A 20,588-nucleotide genomic window follows, 5' to 3' on the forward strand; every position below is an offset into this window, starting at 1 on the left:
TCCTTACCAGTTCTGTTTGCCGAACCCGGATGTAATGGGGTAACGGCGATCCTTACCAAAGTTGCGAGCCGTAATGCGGGGCCCGACCGCCGCCTGACGGCGCTTGTATTCGTTGAGATCCACCAAGCGGATCACCTTGCGCACCACCGCCTCCTCGAAGCCTTCTGCCACCATGTCGGCGACCGATGCATCCTCTTCCACGTAACGCTTGAGGATGGCATCAAGGATGTCATACGGGGGCAGGCTGTCCTGATCCACCTGATCCGGCGCCAGCTCCGCTGAAGGAGGACGGTCGATAACCCGCTGCGGGATCACATAGTCGACCGAGTTGCGATATTCGCACAACTTGAAGACCAGCGTCTTGGGCACATCTTTCAGTACGTCGAAACCGCCCGCCATGTCACCGTACAGCGTGGCATAACCGACCGCCATCTCGCTCTTGTTACCGGTGGTCAGCACGATACGACGACGTTTGTTGGAGAGCGCCATCAGCAGCACGCCGCGGCAGCGGGCCTGCAGGTTCTCTTCGGTCGTATCGCGAGCGGTGCCTTCAAACAGCGGCGCCAGCTGGGCCATAAACCCTTCGAACATCGGCTCGATGGAGATGATGTTGAACTCAACCCCCATCCGCTCGGCCTGCTCCTTGGCATCCTCCACGCTCATCTGGGCGGTGTAGCGGAACGGCATCATCACAGCCTGCACCTTGTCGGCACCGATGGCATCGGCCGCAATGGCCAGCGTCAGCGCCGAGTCGATGCCGCCGGATAGACCCAGCACAGCACCGTGGAAACCGTTCTTGGTAACATAGTCGCGCACTGCCAGCACCAGCGCCTGATAGGTCTCGGCCAACGGCTCCAGCGGCGCAGCGGGCTCCCGCTCCTTCACTGGCTGGCCATCAGCAAAACGTACCAGCATCAGCTCTTCGGCAAACGGAGCCAGCTTGTGGGTCAACTCACCCTGGCTGCTGAACACCTTGGAGCAGCCGTCGAAAATCAGCTCGTCCTGACCGCAGACCTGATTGAGGTAGACCAGCGGCAGACCGGTTTGATCGCAGCGCTCGGCCATCAGTTCGCGGCGGATCCAGGGTTTATCCTGATCGTATGGCGACGCATTGATGGTGAGCAGCAGCTCGGCCCCTGCCGCCTTGGCGGCCAGCGCCGGACCCGGCTGCCACAGATCTTCACAGATGAGCAGCCCCAGCTGGTGACCACGGAACGGCACCACGCAGGTCTCGGTCGCGGCGGTAAAGTAGCGCTTCTCATCAAACACGCCGTAGTTGGGCAAATCCTGCTTGAAGTAACGGGCAATCAGCTGGCCCTGCTCATAGAGGGAAGCCGCGTTGTAGAGCGCCTCCCCATCGCGCCAAGGGTGACCCACCAAAATGGCACAGTTGCCCTGCCATTCGGCAACACGAGCCAACGCAGCTTCGACCCGGATCATCAGATCGGCACGCAGCAACAGATCTTCCGGTGGATAGCCGGTCAGGGCCAGCTCGGAACAGACCAGCAGATCAGCGCCTTGCTGCTCGGCCTGAGCCGCCGCCGCGAGCACTTTGTCAGTGTTATCTTCGATAGCGCCTACCGTCAGATTCAACTGGGCAAGCATCAGAGAGAGGGCTTTTGCCATGGCGATGCATCTTGAATTCGAAAATGATGGGGAATGATAAAGAAAAGGCGCTGGCTGTGCCAGCGCCCAAGGCTTAACGGGTGCAAGTCAGACTGGTTGCATTGGTCACCCCGTTGTCCACCAGCAGCGAGCAAGGGCCACTCAGCACTTGGTTGTTGGACTGAGGGGTCATCTGTACGCTGAAAGAAGATGGCTGCAACATAAAGGTGGTACTGCCCTGGTTGGTGTATGAGAGATTGATAACCAACGTTGAATTCTCAGGCGCTTCACACAGATATGCTGCCGGTTGATTATTCGCCTGTGGGTAATCAATACGGCAAGTCGCACCAGAGTTTGGTGTGCTGATGCTCAAATTGCTGAAAGAATTTTTGCCACATGCCTCGGGGGGAGGATTATTGTTCCCCTTGCCACGCTCCAAACATTGAATTCGTCCACTCACCTTGATGGTTGGCACGGTCTGCTGCGCCGCATCGACCTTGACCAGCATATCTGCCGTCAATGCCAGTGACTGGTCTCTGGCGGAGATCAAGGATGCGGTGATCCCCGAATTCCCCTGATATGCAGTGACTCGCACGGTCACGTCGCGCAGAACCTGATTGCTATCTTTGGTCGACTTCTTCGCAGTCATATAGCCACGGCTATAACTACCGAAGTAGTAGTTATTGAGATCAACCACGGTTTTGACCGCTTCATTGGTCACAGCAACATAATCCGTGGCATTACCTGTGAGTAGAGTCAACGGTCCCATTGACCACTCCGCCAGCATGGTCAGGTTGATATCCTGAAAGGGTACTTTGGTTAGGTAATCGACTGAACTGGTATCGATGTTGGCTAAATAGACGGGGTCAAGCACATCCACATAGATGCCTCGAGCAATAAGCTGCGCCGTCCCGGTACTCACTGTGATCCCGCTCGTAGTATTCCCTCCAGCTTCTGCATTGGTAGCCAGCCAGGTTGAAAAATCGGTGATGGTCGGCAAGGTGGCAGAGGCCCCTTTCACCCACCTCAGCGTCGATTTTTGCCAATCAATATAGGTCTTGACCACATATTTGATGTATTTCTGATAACTGGCCTGATTTGCTGGCTTGGCCAAAAAATCAGCGGTAGTTACGACTACTTTGACCAGATTCCAGTCCGGCAATGGACGGTAATAACCATCCAACCGGACAAAGCGGCACGCATCCACATATTTACCATTGGTCACCGCATTCAGAGAGCTGTTGTAACGAACTCTTGATGTATTCAATGGTGCATAGAAATTACTAAAACTCGACCCGCTGCCATCGAAATGGTCCTTACAGCAGCTAGAGCATAGGGTCGGCTGGCCATTGATACTGTTATCCAGAGACCCCGTGGGTTTACTCTGCATCGCACCTGCTTTCCAATAGAGTTGGTTACTCGCCGAGTTGTAGATCTGGCCAGGCAGATAAGAGCTCAGGTTGTCATCGAAGCTACAGGAACAAGAGACGGATGCCATATCTTGCAAGACTTGCTGGGTACTGCCATCGGCTTCAGGTTTGTATGTGACGGTTTCAAATTGCACCAATTTTCCAACCTGACCATCTTTGGAGGTGACGGTAGGTAAGGGCTTGCTGGTCTCCTGCTTGTTGCCATCTCCCAATTCGACAGAGATAACATCTGGCGCCACGCCAGGGGTGTAATTAACTTTTGGCCCCTGTCGGGTTGTATCCAATCCACCATCAAGCTGCGCCGAGCTTAGAGACTCTATTGGTGAAACATTGCCTGCCAGTTGTAATGTTTGGGCCTGTCCTTCGCTATCGGTCCAGCCAACGCTGACGATAATTGCCTTGCGTCCCGGATAGCTGAGACGATAACCAACTGGCGCTGTATTTTGCCAGTTAGAGCCATTCAAATACTGGTTGGTCACCGTCCAGGTCAGGGAGTAAGGATCCCCCGACATGGTCACTGCAGCACTTGCCGATGAGATTTGGTTGTAAGCCGTCAGTGGTGCTGTTGCGGTAACCACACTATTAAAATTGCGAAACTCATCAAGCTTGGACTCTGCCAGACGCATAGCAGTCTCATAACGGCGACCATCTTGCGACATGATCAACCCTGACTTAGACATTGCAACCAGTCCAACTATCCCCACCCCCAGCACAACCAGAGTAATGAGGATCTCAAGCAGGCCAAATCCTTTTTGCCTATTCATCGCCATCTCCCTCTACCAATCCCGCCAGCTACCAGGCACCTGATTAACGACCTGAAAAGAGGCGCCATTCGATATATTGCTCAAAACACCGGCATCGTACTTGGCATCATAGGTACCATTGGCATTACCCAGTTGATAGTTGGCAACCATAGCGCCGTTTACGATGGCGCCACCCGTCAACTTCACATCCGTTGCTGCAGAAGCTGGATTTGATGAGTAAGCGAACACGAGGCCATACAGAACGGTATTACCGTTCACTGCCAGATTGCCATTACGCACGATCAGAATGACTGGTGCGGTCACAGAGCCAACATTCGCAGAAGGCTTGCAATCACCATCCACTATGACAAGACCCGTTGACGTCGGGCCAAGGCTGCTGCAATCGGTCAACTTTTGGGTCGCTCTAGCCTCCAGATTTGACCAACCTGTCGCATCATCCTTTTCATTAAATAGATACCAGACCAAATCGGTCGGGAAAGCCGTATCGTTGTCCTTGATATCTGACTGTTTATCCCCTTTCTGGCTGATATTGGCAGAGCACCCCCCGTTATAATCCCCCTGATGACAGGTTTGCCCCGTACCAGTTATGAGGTCGACATTACCATTGGTCCAGACCGACAGAGGAACGCCAAGACCGCCACCATTTGGGTTGGCCACAATGGTAAAATTACCCCCCACTGCCATACCACCAGCAACAGTCAAGGGAGCCGCAGGAGTGCCGGCCAACACACTGAACCGAACGACTTTGGTTTCTACTACCGCTTGGGCCTGATCATTGCTTAACGTCGCCTGGGAACGCACTATGACGGGGGTCACCGCCACAGATCCCACCGTAATAGCGGCATCGTCAACAGATGACAATGTGTAGCTCCCAGTCGTTAAAGTGGTTGTTGCCCCGCTGGTACGCCAAGTGGGATCAAGAGCCAGCCGCCCAAGTCCATCAGCCAGGCCCACCTCAGCCATCGCCATCGCTTGTCGATAGAGCACCTCATTGAGCGTTACCCGCCGATCTGCAACCAGCATCTTGCCAACCAGCAGCGAGATACCGAGCAGGATCAACACCAGCAATAGAGTGATGGTAAAGGTTGTAAAACCGGACTGTCGCTTCATCTCAGTACCCGTCGTTACGCAATTTGATATCGCGCTGCAGAGTCAAGGTCAGCGCAGGCGACGCTTTGAAACGACCGCTCACCATCAGTTGCAGCGCTCGAGCCCCGCTGCCCTGACTGCTCGGCAACAGTTTCAGCGTCATCCCGGTGATCTCAATGGTGTCATCGGTCGAAATAAAAGTGCCATTACCGCATGTTGTGGAACCAGTTCCCTGTTTGATTCCTTTATCAGCGCTCAGATAGCTGTATACCAAGGTGTCATCTGTGCCCAACACACCGTTCCCATCGTTGTCATAACGTACTCTGACACAGGTATACAAACCGGAACCGGTAGCTGTTTCATTCATCAAGTCTGTAACGGTATCAAAGTAGAAACTGGATCGGCTGCCAGAGGGGGCTGCAAGAAACTGGGTTGCGTTGGCGTCATAACCGGACCGTTGAATGTCCCGAGCGATCATGTCGGTCAGAGCCTGTACTTCCTGATTCAAACGGCTGGTCTGCATGGCGGTATAGTTAGCCTTGAGGATGGTGGCAAACAATGATGTCACTGCGGCAACCAGCAGCAAACCAGCCACCATAGCCACCATCAGCTCGACCAGACTAAAGCCCCGCATCTTCAATTGCATGCAACCTCCCCGATCACACTGCTGACTGCACAGGTTCTCACTCGACCCAGATTGCTGGTGATCACTTTCATGCTTGCATTAGACGAGGTGACCGTAATATTGCCGCTTGGCAAAGTACCGCGACGGGGTGAGAAGGTGATGGGCCGAGTGTTGCTGGCACTCTCGGCATATGAGCCCGTCAGGATAATCCCGGGGAATTCACTAGCGTCAGCTCCTTTGCGCCCTTCCAAGCTGGAGCAAGTATCGCTGCAGCTTGCACAGCTGCTGTCACCATCAATACTGATGCGATAGCACCAGTTACTGGTACCGCTGTTGAAGATAATAAACTGCAAGGTGCGATTACGTTTGATCGCCTCAGACTTGAGCAGCATGATATCCGTGTAAACGGCTTGGGTAGCCGCCTTGACCATCTGCTCCTGGCGCAATGACTGATAACTGGGGATGGCTACGGTTAGCAGCAGGGCGACCAGAGCCATGGCGATCATCAATTCAATCATGGTAAAACCGGCTGAGCGCCCCTCTGCGAATTCCATTGGCTAAAGACTCCTTTCTTTTCGCACATGCCAGTAGAGTATGATGTCAGTACTATCCTATAGTATCTATCTGTTTAACGAACCCTGCCGCGCCCATGAGAATCAAACAATCCGGAATCACCCTGCTGGAATTGATGGTGGTCGTTGCCATCGTTGCCATCATTGCCGCTGTCGCCTACCCGAGCTTTACTGACGGTCTGCGTAAATCTCGTCGAGCCGATGCCATCAAGGGCTTGCTGACCATGCAGCTCAAACAAGAAGAATTTCGCATCTCCAATGCCAGTTACAGCAGTGCGATAGCCAGTGTGGGCAACCCAACCAGCGATTACTACACCTTTAGCATTTCTGGCGCCAGCGCCACCGCCTACACACTGGTGGCCACCAGCAAGGGGGCCCAGGTCGGCGACAAGGCCGGCAATACTGCCTGTGATACCCTGACTATCAACAAGGCCGACATCAAGACGCCTGCCGAGTGCTGGAACTGAACGCTACCAGCATTCGGTGGCTGTCATGGTGGCTCGTGATACCCCCTGCAGTCCGCTCTGATCGAGAGTCAACAATCCACAGGGATCGCCATTCATCACACCGGTCGGAATGGCGGTCAGGGTATAACGGGCCCCACTGGCATTGAGCGCTACATTGTAATACGCAGCCCCCCCATCCCTCGGCAGGGTCGCCAAGCCGGCAGAGGCTAGGTTACCGGCGTCGTAATTGCCATTGGCAGTAAACTCCCGCTCCAGATATTGCGCCGCTTCCAGCAACACTGCCTTGGCTTCGGCCCGCTTGGCAGCCGCCATGTAGTTGTTGTAACTGGGATACGCGATCGCGGCCAGAATGGCGACCACTGCGACCACTATCATCAACTCAATCAGGGTAAAACCACGTTCCATGCCAACCTCTACTCCAGTTGCAACCAGGACTGGCGGCCACCCAGATCGCCTGCCCCCTCTTCCAGCGTGACCGAGATATTTCCGCTGGAGCCGCTGATATATTTGCGCTCCATCTCGGCATCTTCCACTACGCTTGGCGTCGTGGTGAGCTCATCAAATTGCTTGCCGCTGACCGGCACCTTGATGTCATTGCCGGCTTCATCCTGAATCGCGACGTAATCATCATCGTTGACGGCCCCGTCGCCGTTAACGTCAAACACCGAGTAGGTGAGTCTGGCCCCCGAGATGGGATCCAGCTCCATCAGCCAGGAGCGGCCACCAAAGTCACAGGCATCCGCCGACGGGATCAAGGTATTGAAGATCAGTCGCTTATGCCGATAGAGCATCTCGGAGACGGCACGCTCACCGACCCCCTTGCTCAAGCCTGGCGATTTCAATAGCAGATACCAACCCTTTTGGCTGGTGTAATTGACATTCCGGTTGGAGACCACCCTCACATTGAACTTGATAGTGGTGCCGTTGGCCACAAACTCATGGGTGATGCTCTGCTGCAACAGCTGGCTACTGAGCACGGTAGCCCCCGTATCCCAGATACCGTACACCGCTTCCAGCCTCGGCGTGGCGGGAACCAGTTTGTCATCATTGGTAAAATAACTGCCAGTCCCCATCATCACCATAACCCCCCCTTTAGGGTGCCGAATAGCTAAAGGACGCATGGTGATCGGCTGACGCGTACCGGCACTGCAGCTGCCATTACAGGCCTGGAACAGCGGCTTGGGCTTGTTGCCCGTTTTCAAAGCACTTCCCCACTGAGCACTGTTTTTGTCAGTCAGATCGAATTTCCACAGATTGCCGTGCAGGTCACCGGCATAGACATAGTCGACAACCCTGTCCCCGTCTTGATCTACCGGCAAGGGGGAAGATAGACCATTGGGCTCGCTGGAAGACCCTACCTCGGTATCAATCTCTTTGATGATGGCGCCAGTCGCCAGATCCAGTACAAACAGCCTCGCAGTCTGACTGGTGCTGTTGTAACCATTCGCAACCAGAGCAACCCACTTGTTGTCGGCTTTGACCCGCACCAGAGTGGGTGCCGCCAGTGCAACCCCCATTTCGCTATCGGTGAACTCCCACAGCATCTTGTCGGCGGTGAAGTTATCCGGGGCCGTCACATCGATGGCAAATACCGCCTTGCCACCGGCACCGGTGGATCCCAGCAAGATGCTCTTCCAGCGACTGCCCAGATAGGCATCGCCCACCTTGGGCGTCCCATCCACATAGTAGCGATGGCTGTAATTCGGTCTGGTCAACTGACTCAGCTCGCCCAGCAGGCTGGACGGGATATAGGCCAGTCGCTCGATACCGTCGGCCACTCGAAATCCGTGCAGCATACCGTCATTGGCACCGACATAGAGCATGGGTGGGCGGCGGGTAATCGCCGTCGAGCCTAGAAAAGCCTGGTAACCCTCCCGCTCGGTCTGAGTCAGACCGGCTGCACTGCTGTAACCGTAATCACGCTTGCCCACATAGACGGGATCCGAGTTGATGATGTCGCCGAGCAGATCACTGCGATTGCGAAACGCACCACCATTGCGCTGCTCGCCAGCGCGCTCACCGCGCAGATAGGCGACCCGGCTTTCTCCGAGATTGTCACCGGCAATATTGAACAGGGCACGATTGGTCGTATTCAATGCATCCCAACGGAAAGGGATGCCGACGCCACCTTGCAGGGTATAGATATTGCGTACCGCAGGCTCGGGGATCAAGGTAGCGGCATCCCAAGCGATCTCCCCAAGGGTGCCATCGCTGTTCAGCGGGATCGAGACCAGTTGCCCCGACCAGTCGCCGCTGTTGTAGCGGGCTTGGTAGATGTGGGTATTGCTGTCCAGCCGGGTTGCGTTGGCGGTTACCGAGCTGGCGGAGCTGTTGCGCGCTGCGATCTGGGCAAGGGTACTGCTCAGAGCTGCGGCAAAGATGTCGGGGTCACCCGCGCTGAAAAAACTCCCCTTGCTGTTGACGGCAGCATGCCACAGATCGTCGATCTTGAACTCATCGGAATCATAAGGATTCGGCCAGCGGCTCGGGATACCGTTGGCCGGATTGAGCGAACCGTTGACCCCGAGCCCGACGGTAAAGTTGACCAGATGCTGCCAGTTGGCAGGGTCTGCCGTGCTCGTCGGCACCTTGTTGGCCAAGTCGCTACGCAGATCCGTCTTCCAGTATTTGTAGGCCACGTCCGCCAGGGTGTTATTGATGCCATCCTGGTCCTGATCGCCGACCGAGGGGGAATCACCGTTCCAGTAGCCATCCGTCATCAGGATGTTGTAGCTCTGGCGGCAAGTCAGATGAGGAAGCGTGCTGCCGGCACGGGCAGACCAGGGGCCATTATTGTCGCTGCGGGAAAAATACTCCCCTACCTCTTTCAGGCCGGTACGCAGCGGTGTCCCCTTCGCCAAAATATCGCGGCCATACAGTTCATTGAAAAATGCGCTTCGGTCGGTACCCGAAAAAGGGGTGACACCACGAATAACACTATCCTTGGCGTTGATGGTGGCAAAGCCGACCCGAATTCCCTCTCCCTGACTGGCAAAAGCTCGTCCCACGCCTGCACGAGCAGCCAAAATCCGCGAGCGGTAATAGGTATACCAGTTGGCAAAGTTCTGGATCTCTTCGTCATAGCTACAAAGGGGAGCGTTTTTGCAGTCACTGCGATTGGGGCGACCGTCATAGACGGTGGCCACCGCTTTGTTTATCACCACCTGGGTATAGTTCTTGGCGTTGAATACATTGCCACTTCCCTTGTAGTCAAAATAGACAGCCGGCCAGAAACTCTCGTCTTGGTTGTAATAATAAGGAGAAAACTCAGTGTAATAGATGGCCCACCATGCTCGATTGGTTTCAGTCAGGTTGCGACAACCGGCCGCCGTCTTCATAGGGTTGTGAGGGGCACAGGTCACTTTGGCATTTGCCATCAAGGAGCCATCCGCATTGGCCCAGGGACGATAGGTCAGCTGCGGGTTGTAATAGAGCTTGTTGTTATGGCTGGAGCGCACGTAGGCATTGCGGGCATTGTCGCTAGCAAAGGTGATCGTATAGTTGGAGTAATCGTCATTCCCATAAACATTGTTGGCTCGTGGGTAGACATAGCGTGCTTCGTTCTCGATCAAGGACTCGGGCATGATCTCGAAATGCATCGAACCCGAATCATCCAGGGTAAACATGATATTGGGATCGGCCCGGGTGCCGAGATAGAGGGGAACCTGGGCAATATCGAGCGCCGCCTGCGCCGAAATGCAGCAGAGCATCATCGAAAGACCAAAACCGAGTTTGCCCATACCCCGCCTCCTAGCGACTATAGGTCGATTGCAACAGCACCCGGCTCTCGTCAGAGAGACCAAATCCCCTTGCTGTAATACGATATAGACGACGCTCACTGATGGGCTCATCGACTGCCATATCCTCGCTCCCCCCCAGGGTATAGGGCAGCCGTTCGATAAAGTATTCGGGTGCGCGCCCCGCCAGACCGCTGTTGGCATAGGTGCGCCAGGATGTGGAGGGTGATGCGGGATCCACCGCAGTATCGACAAATTCATACAGGCCCGAGCTGTTGTCATAAGGACCCGAGTTGCCAGCCTCGATATAGCGCTCGGCAGCGCGCAGGCCCGCTTCTGCCGCCTGCAATGCCTGCAGCGCCTCTTTCTGGTTACCCGCCATCTTCTCTTGCAACTGCGCCCCACGCATACTGGCCATACCCAGCAGGCTCACCATGACCAGAAAAATCAGGCTGATCACCAGCGCCATCCCCTGCTGTCGATCCATCATGACTGGGCTCCTCAAGGTAGCCGGTTGCGCAGCGCAACTGTGGTTTCGGCGACCCAGTACCAGTTGCGATCGGTCGCCCGGAAGGTGGCTCCGGCAAAGCTAAGGGCCTGCGGAGACGACACCACATTGCCTTGGTTACTGCGCATAAGAAGCTGTACTCCAATCCCCAGTACATTGTTCCAGTTTGGATTGCTGGCGGCGCTCACATAGCGATCTGCCGCCCGATCCCGGTTCTGATCCTCGCCGAATGTAAGTTGCATATTGGCCACCCCTTCGATAAGGGGCATACCTGCAGCCACCCCGTTCTTGCGATAAAGCGCGTAGGGGCTGCTGGCAGAGGGGCGGGCGATATAGTAGAGACGGGTTTCCACCCTGTTCACGACCGAGCCAAGACCGAATCGCTCCTCGGGTGGGCTGCTGGCCCCCCCCCAGGAACTGCTGGCATTGCCTGGCGTATATTTGTTGTCATTGGAGTGGACGATATTGACCTCACGCCCCCCTGCCACGCCCTGTACTTTGGTGACCTGAAATATTCTGGCCTTCTGACAGTCGGAGACCATGACAATATCTCCCTCGCACAGATCGCTATAACCCTGTGCGCCGGAACCACAATAGTCGGCCTTGCTGGATAGCTGCTGCACAAACAGCTGGGCGGCACTGTTATGATTATCACGACTGAGCGGAACCCCAACCCCAACCGGCCCCTGAACCAACAGGATATCGCTACCCGGCATGGGTCTGGGCTCGGAACCGCTGAACAGAGCAGACAGCTCGGCTGGCAAAGTGGACGTCACATTGTCGTAACCACGCAAAAAGGTGGTGAAGTTGTAGGGCTGTGCCGTACTGTTATTGAGGGTATTGGTGATATTGACCCCCTGTTTGCTGAGACACCCCTGATAGCCCACCATACGCAGCTCTTTTTGCAGCAGATTGGTGGCAAATCCGCTATCTTCCCGCACCCGGGCAATGGCCTCGCCGGTGAGATAGGTTGTGTGATTGCCGAGAAACACCTGAATCATGACACCCACCGTTATCAGCGAGAGCACCAGGGCGATCATCACCTCGACCAAGCCGATCCCGTGCTGGTGTAGCGGCAAACCGCTCCTGCTCATAGGTCCGTCCTCAGGATCATGCTGCGCGACGCAGGATCAGTCGACAGCCGACTGCTATCCCACTGAATAGTGATGGTGGCCCTTCCGGCACTGACCGATACGGCGCCATCGCCACCTGGTAGCTCGGCCACGACCCGCTTCCAGTGTTGCAGATCCTGAACCGCCATAGAGCTACCCGAGACAGTTTCGCCCAAGTCGATATTGTATTGCCCGTTCAGAGCCGCGCTGCGATTAGCCCGCATCATGTCGTTGATCATGTATGCATACTGGGTCGCCTCGGTACGCGTCAGCGCCGACTGGTTACTCTTGAGAGCCTGCAGTTGCAGAGTCGCCATGCCCAGAATACCGATGGAGAGCACCAGTACCGAGATCATGATTTCAAGCAGTGACAAACCCCGTTCTCGCATCATGGGCAGCTAGCCTCGGTAATGGAAGGGCGACCAGCCACTGTGATGTTGATATCACGGGAGGGCTCATTCCGACACTCATCAGGACGCAGGGAAAATACCCGTGCCAACGGAGTGCGGCCATCAAGAAAACCCTCGCTATTAAAACGCAGCAGGGAGGTATTGCTGCTCAATACCCCGCCCCCCATGTCGGGAAAGCCTCGTAACAACTCACCATTATCCAGTATGCCGTTACCGTTGCCATCGACCCAGATCTGCCAGCCAGCCTCCCAGTGATGCTGGGTCAGGTTATCGGCAGAGGCGGACAGGGTCACTACCGTGTTGCGGCGAATGGCTTCTGAGCGGGCAAGGTTGATGGCCGCAACAAAGTTGTTAGCCTGAGTATTGAGAGAAATAGTGCGCAGCAAAGCGTTGAAGGAAGGAACCCCCAACGTGAGTAACAAAGAGACGAGCGCTATGGTGACCATAAGCTCGATAAGGCTAAAACCTGAACGCAAAAACATCCTGTTTCGCTCTGATTTGTTCCAGGAGGACAGACACACTCCATGTGTGCTAAGCCAGAATAAGGGCTTGCTGGCAGTCTATGCCGGGCACTTGGGGTTTCAATCCCGGCAATGCAAAAGTTCGAGCTACATCATCAATTTTTGCTGCGATCTGGTTGCGAACATGCACAAAGGACTCGTTGGGACCAAAAAAGCCACCTCAACGAGGTGGCTTTGGCAATAAACCGACATCTAGCGAGATGACAGGGATCAGAGGATCCGCAGCTCTGGCGGCACTTCAAACACCACGTTCTCTTCCCGGCCCGGGTGCTCGGTAACCATCTTGCCACCCAGCTCACGCAGACGAGCGATGACCGACTGCACCAGCACCTCAGGGGCGGATGCGCCGGCAGTAACTCCGATCGCCTTCACCCCTTCCAGCCAGCTCGCCTCAATCATCGACGCATCGTCGATAAGATAGGCTCTGGCGCCCACCTTCTCGGCCAGCTCCCGCAGACGGTTGGAGTTGGAAGAGTTGCGAGATCCCACCACCAGCATGGCGTCCACCAGCCCCGCCATCTCCCGCACCGCATCCTGACGGTTCTGGGTGGCGTAGCAGATATCGTCCTTGCGCGGCCCCTGGATCTTGGGGAAGTGCTTGCGCAGCGCATCGATCACGTCAGAGGTCTCATCCACGCTCAGGGTAGTCTGGGTGACGAAGCAGAGGTCATCCGGATTCTTCACCTTGAGCTTGGCGACATCTTCCGGTGTCTCCACCAAATACATACCGCCTTCGCGATTCTCGTACTGACCCATGGTCCCGATCACCTCGGGGTGGCCAGCATGACCAATAAGCACGGCTTCGGAGCCCTTGCGACTGGCGCGATGGACTTCCATGTGAACCTTGGTCACCAGCGGACAGGTGGCATCAAATACCTTGAGGGCGCGGGACTTGGCCATCTCGCGCACTGTTTTGGCCACGCCGTGAGCAGAGAAAATGACGATGCTGTCATCCGGCACCTCATCGAGCTCCTCGACGAAGACAGCGCCCGCATCTTTCAACTTGTTCACCACATAGCGGTTATGCACCACTTCGTGGCGGACATAGATGGGGGCACCGAACTTCTCCAGCGCGCTCTCGACAATACTGATGGCGCGATCGACACCGGCGCAAAAACCGCGAGGGTTAGCGAGCAGAATATCCATTAATGCACCTTCTCCTCATCATCAACGCCCAGGATCTCCACCTCGAAGGTGACGGTATGACCGGCCAGCGGGTGGTTGAAATCGACCGTGACCGACATCCCGGCTACCGCCCGGATGATGCCCGGCAGCTCGCTGCCATTGGGCTGATCGAACAGGATGATGGTGCCGACTTTTGGCTCCACATCGGCGCCAAATTTGGCACGGTCGAGATGGTAGATGTTGTCGGGATTGGAGAGACCAAAGGCCTCTTCCGGCGCCAGAGTAAAACTCTTGCTCTCCCCTTCGCACAGGCCCAGCAGACACTGCTCGAAGGTGGGGGTCAGGCTGCCATCGCCCATCCGCAGGCGGGCAGGTTTGCCGTGCAGCGCCGTGCTGTCGGCAACCGAGCCATCTTCCAGCTTGATGGAGAAGTGGAACAGCACGCTGCTGTTAGCGGTGATCTGCTGGCTCATGCCTGCTCCTTTTTCTCACCACGGAAACCGTCCAGCACAATCATGGCGGCACCGATAAAGATAAAGCTGTCGGCCAGATTAAATGCCGGCCAGTGCGCACGCTGCCAGTAGAAGTCGAGGAAATCGACCACATGGCCCAGCACCAGTCGATCAAAGACGTTGCCGAGGGCGCCGCCGATGATGAGTGAATAGGCGATACCGCTCCAACGCTGGGTCACCGACTGCTTGCGCAGCCAGTGGATCAGCAATCCACAGATGGCAAAAGCCAGCACCGCGAAGAACCAGCGCTGCCAGCCCCCCTGATCAGCCAGAAAGCTGAATGCGGCGCCCTTGTTGTAGACATGAACCAGGTTGAAGAAGGGGGTGATCTCCACCCCCGGGTAACCAAATGGCAGCAACTTGACCACGGCGAGCTTGCTCGCCTGGTCCAGTACAAAGGCCAGCACTGCCAGCCACAGCCAACGCAGGCCGCTTTTATGTTGAGTCATGTTCATCAGGCAAATTGACGCGTTTCGCCGTCACCCTCAACGTTGGTCACACAGCGACCACAGATCTCTTCGTGACCCGCGATGGTACCCACATCTTCTACATGGTGCCAGCAGCGGTCGCACTTGGCGGCGACAGACTGGGCAACGCTCAGCCACAGGTCATCACGCTCGGTTGCCACAGAGCCTTCCGGCGCAGTGTCAGCCTCCACAACCTTGGCTTTGGAGGTGAGCAGCACGAAACGCAGCTCATCAGCCAGGGCATTCAGGCGTGCAGCCAGCTCCGGCTTGGCGAACAGGGTCAGTTCGGCCTGCAGGGAGCCGCCGATACGCTTCTCGCCACGGGCCACTTCCAGCGCCTTGTTCACTTCACCACGCACGGTGAGGATCTCGGCCCAGAAATCGTCGTTGAGGGATTCACCCGCTTCCAGCCCGAACAGGCCATCGTACCACTCTTCGGTGAAGACGAACTCGCCGCGCTCACCCGGCAGCAGTGCCCAGATTTCATCAGCGGTGAAGCTCATGATCGGCGCCATCCAGCGCACCATAGCCTCGGCGATGTGATAGAGGGCGGTCTGGCAAGAGCGACGGGCCAGGCTGTCAGCCTTGGCGGTGTACTGACGATCCTTGATGACATCCAGATAGAAGGAGCCCATCTCGATGGAGCAGAACTGCATCAGCTTCTGGGTTACACCGTGGAAGTTGTACTCGTCGAATGCCGCCATGATCTCGGCCTGTACCGCCTTGGCACGACCGACAGCCCAACGATCCACCACTACCATGTCGGCAGGCGCCACCATGTCGGTCGCCGGATTGAAGCCGTTCAGGTTGGCCAGCAGGAAGCGGGCAGTGTTGCGAATACGACGATAAGCATCGGCAGAGCGCTTGAGGATCTCGTCGGAGACAGTCATCTCGCCGGTGTAGTCAGTGCTCGCTACCCACAGACGCAGGATGTCGGCACCCAGCTTGTTCATTACGTCCTGCGGGCTCACCACGTTGCCGATGGACTTGGACATTTTGCGACCCTGACCATCCACTGTGAAGCCGTGAGTCAGCACCTGGTTGTACGGAGCCTTGTCTTTCATGGCCACACCGATCATCAGGGAGGACATGAACCAGCCACGGTGCTGGTCAGAACCTTCCAGATACATGTCGGCTGGCTTGCCGTTGAACTCGGGACGGGCATCAACCACGGAAGCATGGGTAGAACCGGAGTCAAACCAGACGTCCAGAGTGTCAGGCACCTTGTCGTACATGTCGGCATCGGCACCCAGCAGCTCCGCCTTGTCCAGATCCCACCAGGCCTGGATGCCGGACTGCTCGACCCGCTTGGCTACTTCGTGCATCAGGCGCACGGATTCCGGATGCAGTTCCTGGGTCTCTTTGTGGACGAACAGGGAGATGGGCACACCCCAGGTACGCTGACGGGAGATACACCAGTCAGGACGGTTCTCGACCATCGCCTGAATGCGGTTTTTACCCCAGGCCGGTACCCAGCCGCTCTGGCCTTGCTGGGCAATGCCGTCCTTCTCGATGCGCTCGATCTCCTCCAGTGCGCGCTTGCGCAGACCCTTCTGCTCCATGCTGATGAACCACTGCGGGGTGGCACGGAAGATGATCGGGGTCTTGTGACGCCAGCAGTGCGGATAGGAGTGGTTGAACACCTTGTGATGCAGCAGGGCGCCGCGCTCGGTCAGCACTTCGATCACGGAGGCATTGGCCTTGAACACATGCTGGCCGGCAAACAGTTCGGTATCCGGTAGGTAAACACCGTTGCTGCCAACCGGGTTGGCCACTTCCAAACCGTACTTCTGACCGACCACGAAGTCTTCCTGACCGTGGCCAGGGGCTGTGTGAACGGCACCGGTACCGGCATCCAAGGTGACGTGGTCACCCAGTACCACAGGTACATCGAAGCTGTAGAAGGGGTGGTTGAAGCGCAGCAGCTCGAGTGCCGCGCCCTTGGCGTAACCCAGATTGTGGAACTTCTCGATACCGGCGCGATCCATCACATCCTTGACCAGCTCGGCGGCCAGGATCAGACGCTCGGGGTTCTCCCCTTCAACCTGCACCAGTGCGTAATCCAGATCGGCGTGCATGGCGATGGCGCGGTTGGCTGGCAGGGTCCACGGAGTGGTGGTCCAGATCACCGCAGAGAGCGGGCCCTTGCCGGTGTGGCCTTCGGCGCAGTCAAACTTGGCGGCAACGGTCGCCTCATCAACAGCCTTGAAGCGCACATCGATGGAGGGGGAGTTCTTGTCGTAGTACTCAACCTCGGCTTCAGCCAGCGCGGAGCCGCAATCGGTACACCAGTGCACCGGCTTGGAGCCTTTGTGCAAGTGGCCGTTTTCAACGATCTTGGCCATGGAGCGGATAATGTTGGCTTCGGTGCCAAAATCCATGGTCAGATAGGGGTGTTCCCAGTCACCCAGCACACCCAGACGGATGAAGTCGGTCTTCTGCGCTTCGATCTGGGTCTTGGCGTATTTGCGGCACTCGGCACGGAATTCGGCAGCGGAAACCTTCTCACCCGGCTTGCCGACCATGCCTTCCACTTTCAGTTCGATAGGCAGACCGTGGCAATCCCAACCCGGCACATAGGGGGAATCGAAACCGGAGAGGCCCTTGGACTTGATGATGATGTCTTTGAGGATCTTGTTGACCGAGTGACCGATGTGAATGTTGCCGTTCGCATAGGGGGGGCCATCGTGCAGAATGAAAGAAGGCTTGCCCGCTTTGGCGCGGCGAATAGCGCCGTAGAGATCCTGATCGTACCAACGTTTCAGCATGTTGGGTTCGCGCTTGGCCAGATCGCCACGCATCGGAAACTCGGTTTCCGGAAGATTCAGGGTGTGTTTATAGTCGCTCATCAGTCCTGGGTTCCCTTCTTTTCTAAAAGAGTGCTGGGTAAATTGAATTGTGGCAGCCCGAACCAGGCTCGGGCCGCCAGGGCATCTCGTTCGATCTGCTCTTTCAAGGCAGTGAAAGAGGCAAACTTCTGCTCTTCGCGCAGCTTGTGGCGAAGCAGCACCTTGACCTGCTGACCATATAGATCACCAGAAAAATCAAATAGATGTACTTCCAATCTGGCTTGTGTACCGCTCAAGGTCGGCCGTACACCCACATTGGCTACACCGGGGAAGGTCTTGCCGGAACATATCACTTCCACCGCAAACACGCCACCGACCGGGATCACCTGACGCTTGAGGGCCAGATTGGCGGTGGGAAAACCTATGGTGCGCCCCAGCTTGTCGCCGTGAGCCACCCGGCCGCTGATGGTGTAGGGACGGCCAAGCATCAGCTCCACTTCCGCCATCCGGCCCGCCTTAAGGGCTTCACGCACCAGGGTGCTGCTGACCCGCTGCCGTTCGAGCTGGAAGCTCTGGGTACTGATCACCTCGAAGCCGAAGCGATGACCCGCCTCCTCCAGCAGGTGGAAGTCCCCTTCCCGCCCCTTGCCGAAGCGAAAATCGTCGCCGACCACCAGATAGCGCACTCCGAGCTTCTCCACCAGCAACTGCTCGATGAAGGTCGAGGCCGCCTGCTCGGCAAAACGGTGGCTGAAGCGCACGCAGAGCATGCGGTCGATCTGCAGCCCCTGCAGTGCTTCGTACTTTTCCCGCAACCGGCTCAGCCGGGCGGGCGCTGCCGTGCCGGCAAACAGCTCCAGCGGCTGCGGCTCAAACAGCATGACGCAGGCGGGCAATCCCAGCTGGGCCGCTTTCTCCTTGAGACGTGCCAATACCGCATGGTGACCCTGATGAACCCCATCAAAGTTGCCAATGGTTAATACACATCCCCGGTGACGGGGCTTGAGATTGTGAATGCCGCGAATAAGCTCCATCAGTGCCTTGTGCGTTGCTGCCATGGAAATCGGCGGATTATATATCAGGCAGCAGGCAGGGTCAGCCCTCATAGCCTGATTTCAACTATCCGGGCCCAATCCCGCCCCTTGGCGGCGCCATGGGGCACTATCCCCATGACGCCGCAGGATCACGGCTACTGCTGCCCCGATTTAAGGTGATGCGGCCGAATGCCCAACAGCAGCAACACCACGGCATAGACCGCAGCCCCCAGCGACAGCAGCATGGTCAGCTGCAAACTGGCCTTGCCCATGCTCCATGCGCCCCACTGGGCCAGATCCGGCGACAGGTAGGCGAGCACGCCCCCCATCAGCACGCTGGCGACCAGCAGCTTGAGGCAGAACACGCCGGTATGGCGGGAGGGACGATAGACGCTCTGCTGGTACAGCCCCTTGAACAGCAAGGCCGCATTCAGAGTGCCCGAGCAGGCGGTCGAGAGCGCCAGCCCCACGTAACCGAGCGGGTAGATGAAGATGAGGTTGCAGACCATGTTGGCAATCATCGACATCACCCCGATCCGCACCGGCGTCTTGGTGTCCTGACGGGCGTAGTAACCGGGCGCCAGCACCTTGATCAGCATCAGGGAAAGCAGACCGGTAGTGGAGGCCAGCAGGCTGGCGCTCGACATACTCACTTCATGCAGACCAAATTCGCCGCGCATGAACAGCACCCGCAGAATCGGCTCGCGCATGACCGCAATGCCTATCATGGCGGGCAAGCCGAGCAGCATCACCATCCGCACCCCCCAATCCATGGTGCGGGAGAAGTCCGCCGGATCGGCATCCACATGCTTCTTCGCCAGCGCAGGCAGGATCACGGTACTGATGGCCACTGCAAACAGACCGAGGGGGAACTCCAGCAGGCGATCAGAATAGTAGAGGTAACTGATGGCACCGGTCGCGAGGAAAGAAGCCAGCATGGTATTGACCAACAGGTTGATCTGGCTGACCGATACCCCGAACAGGGCGGGGATCATTAGGGTACGGATCTTCACCACCCCAGGGTGATTCCATCCCCACTTGGGCCATACCAGCATGTTGATTTGGCGCAAAAAGGGGTACTGGAACAAAAACTGCACCAAACCGCCCAAAAAGACACCAATCGCCAGCGAGATCTCAGGTTTGTCCATCAGTGGCGCAATCCACCAGGCCGCCGCAATCATGGTGATGTTGAGAAACACCGGCGTAAACGACGAGACCGCAAAGCGGCCGAAGGTGTTGAGGATAGCCCCCGCCATGGCGGTAAAGGTGATGAACCAGAGGTAAGGGAAGGTGATTTTGAGCATCAGACTGGCGAGCTCGAACTTCTCGGCCGCAGGGCCGCCGTGCAGCCAGTCCCAGAACCAGCCCCAGCCAAACAGCGCGGTCAGCACACCCGAACCGAGCACACCAAGCAGGGTGACCACAGTCACTATCCCCCCCAGCGTGCCCGCTACCGCCGCCAGCAATTCACGCACCTCCCCCTCGTCGCCATTTTTCTTGTACTCCGTCATCACGGGAACAAAGGCCTGGTTGAAGGCACCTTCGGCGAACAGGCGACGCAGAAAGTTGGGAATGCGATTGGCAAAAAAGAAGACGTCGGCGGCCACCCCGGCACCGAGCAGATTTGCGATGACCACATCGCGAACCAAGCCCATTACGCGGGATGCCAGCGTCATTCCGGACACTATCATGCCGGATTTGATCAATTTCTTACTCAAGACGAGGCCTCTGGAACTGTCAGAATGAAAAGAATGCTGCTAGAATCGGCCGACAGTTTAACCGTCTCCCTACTGACACACCACCGGGAGGCGGTGTTTATTT

The 20,588-nt window shown here is 56.8% G+C and carries 18 protein-coding genes; 1 reads left to right on the forward strand and 17 read right to left on the reverse strand.

Annotation, left to right across the window (positions count from 1 at the left end; translation table 11 throughout):
• Positions 1–3 precede the first annotated feature (3 nt).
• The 5 genes from OKC31_RS10890 to OKC31_RS10910 form a co-directional block, all read right to left on the reverse strand.
• Positions 4–1,626, reverse strand: coding sequence for an NAD+ synthase (locus OKC31_RS10890; RefSeq protein ID WP_270656972.1), 1,623 nt, complete (start codon positions 1,624–1,626; stop codon positions 4–6).
• Between the two features lie 73 nt (positions 1,627–1,699).
• A complete protein-coding gene (locus OKC31_RS10895; protein ID WP_247823911.1) occupies positions 1,700–3,799 on the reverse strand; it encodes a type IV pilus modification PilV family protein in 2,100 nt (699 codons plus the stop codon).
• Between the two features lie 12 nt (positions 3,800–3,811).
• Positions 3,812–4,909 (reverse strand): PilX N-terminal domain-containing pilus assembly protein, encoded by a 1,098-nt coding sequence (locus OKC31_RS10900; RefSeq protein ID WP_100654563.1) that lies wholly within the window; start codon positions 4,907–4,909, stop codon positions 3,812–3,814.
• A 1-nt stretch (position 4,910) separates the two neighbouring features.
• On the reverse strand, positions 4,911–5,534 hold the full coding sequence (locus OKC31_RS10905; protein ID WP_100654564.1) for a PilW family protein: 624 nt from the start codon (positions 5,532–5,534) through the stop codon (positions 4,911–4,913).
• Positions 5,525–6,067 carry a GspH/FimT family pseudopilin gene (locus OKC31_RS10910; RefSeq protein ID WP_100654565.1) on the reverse strand — a complete coding sequence of 181 codons (543 nt, stop codon included), beginning with the start codon at positions 6,065–6,067 and terminating at the stop codon, positions 5,525–5,527. Before OKC31_RS10910 ends, OKC31_RS10905 begins: the two co-directional genes overlap by 10 nt.
• Positions 6,068–6,162: 95 nt before the next feature.
• On the opposite strand from OKC31_RS10910, the gene OKC31_RS10915 reads away from it, so the two are divergent.
• Positions 6,163–6,552 (forward strand): type IV pilin protein, encoded by a 390-nt coding sequence (locus OKC31_RS10915; protein WP_100654566.1) that lies wholly within the window; start codon positions 6,163–6,165, stop codon positions 6,550–6,552.
• Positions 6,553–6,555: 3 nt separating this feature from the next.
• Here OKC31_RS10915 and tppA read toward each other — a convergent pair whose 3' ends face one another.
• The 12 genes from tppA to murJ all read right to left on the reverse strand — a co-directional run bounded on the left by tppA (position 6,556) and on the right by murJ (position 20,485).
• Entirely contained in the window at positions 6,556–6,957 is a 402-nt protein-coding gene (tppA, locus tag OKC31_RS10920) for a type IVa pilus pseudopilin TppA (protein WP_100654567.1), read from the reverse strand.
• An 8-nt stretch (positions 6,958–6,965) separates the two neighbouring features.
• Complete coding sequence (locus tag OKC31_RS10925) at positions 6,966–10,292, reverse strand: pilus assembly protein (RefSeq protein ID WP_247823910.1); 3,327 nt, start codon at positions 10,290–10,292, stop codon at positions 6,966–6,968.
• Positions 10,293–10,302: 10 nt separating this feature from the next.
• Entirely contained in the window at positions 10,303–10,779 is a 477-nt protein-coding gene (locus OKC31_RS10930; protein WP_234898295.1) for a pilus assembly PilX family protein, read from the reverse strand.
• Between the two features lie 11 nt (positions 10,780–10,790).
• Positions 10,791–11,891, reverse strand: coding sequence for a PilW family protein (locus tag OKC31_RS10935; protein WP_247823909.1), 1,101 nt, complete (start codon positions 11,889–11,891; stop codon positions 10,791–10,793).
• On the reverse strand, positions 11,888–12,301 hold the full coding sequence (gene pilV, locus OKC31_RS10940) for a type IV pilus modification protein PilV (RefSeq protein WP_100654571.1): 414 nt from the start codon (positions 12,299–12,301) through the stop codon (positions 11,888–11,890). Before pilV ends, OKC31_RS10935 begins: the two co-directional genes overlap by 4 nt.
• Entirely contained in the window at positions 12,298–12,801 is a 504-nt protein-coding gene (gene tppE / locus OKC31_RS10945; protein WP_100646794.1) for a type IVa pilus pseudopilin TppE, read from the reverse strand. Before tppE ends, pilV begins: the two co-directional genes overlap by 4 nt.
• Before the next feature lie 249 nt (positions 12,802–13,050).
• Positions 13,051–13,986 carry a 4-hydroxy-3-methylbut-2-enyl diphosphate reductase gene (ispH, locus tag OKC31_RS10950; RefSeq protein ID WP_247823908.1) on the reverse strand — a complete coding sequence of 312 codons (936 nt, stop codon included), beginning with the start codon at positions 13,984–13,986 and terminating at the stop codon, positions 13,051–13,053.
• On the reverse strand, positions 13,986–14,438 hold the full coding sequence (fkpB, locus tag OKC31_RS10955; RefSeq protein WP_042059691.1) for an FKBP-type peptidyl-prolyl cis-trans isomerase: 453 nt from the start codon (positions 14,436–14,438) through the stop codon (positions 13,986–13,988). Before fkpB ends, ispH begins: the two co-directional genes overlap by 1 nt.
• Entirely contained in the window at positions 14,435–14,932 is a 498-nt protein-coding gene (gene lspA / locus OKC31_RS10960; RefSeq protein WP_005340447.1) for a signal peptidase II, read from the reverse strand. The genes fkpB and lspA overlap by 4 nt, the downstream gene beginning before the upstream one ends.
• Complete coding sequence (gene ileS / locus OKC31_RS10965) at positions 14,932–17,793, reverse strand: isoleucine--tRNA ligase (RefSeq protein ID WP_247823907.1); 2,862 nt, start codon at positions 17,791–17,793, stop codon at positions 14,932–14,934. Before ileS ends, lspA begins: the two co-directional genes overlap by 1 nt.
• The gene (ribF, locus tag OKC31_RS10970) at positions 17,793–18,767 is read right to left on the reverse strand and encodes a bifunctional riboflavin kinase/FAD synthetase (protein ID WP_202003204.1); all 975 of its coding nucleotides are present in this window, start codon (positions 18,765–18,767) and stop codon (positions 17,793–17,795) included. The genes ileS and ribF overlap by 1 nt, the downstream gene beginning before the upstream one ends.
• 155 nt (positions 18,768–18,922) lie before the next feature.
• A complete protein-coding gene (gene murJ, locus OKC31_RS10975; RefSeq protein ID WP_247823906.1) occupies positions 18,923–20,485 on the reverse strand; it encodes a murein biosynthesis integral membrane protein MurJ in 1,563 nt (520 codons plus the stop codon).
• Positions 20,486–20,588: the final 103 nt, after the last annotated feature.

The sequence above is a fragment of the Aeromonas sp. Y293-4 genome (assembly GCF_027705905.1).
GTDB lineage: Bacteria > Pseudomonadota > Gammaproteobacteria > Enterobacterales > Aeromonadaceae > Aeromonas > Aeromonas veronii.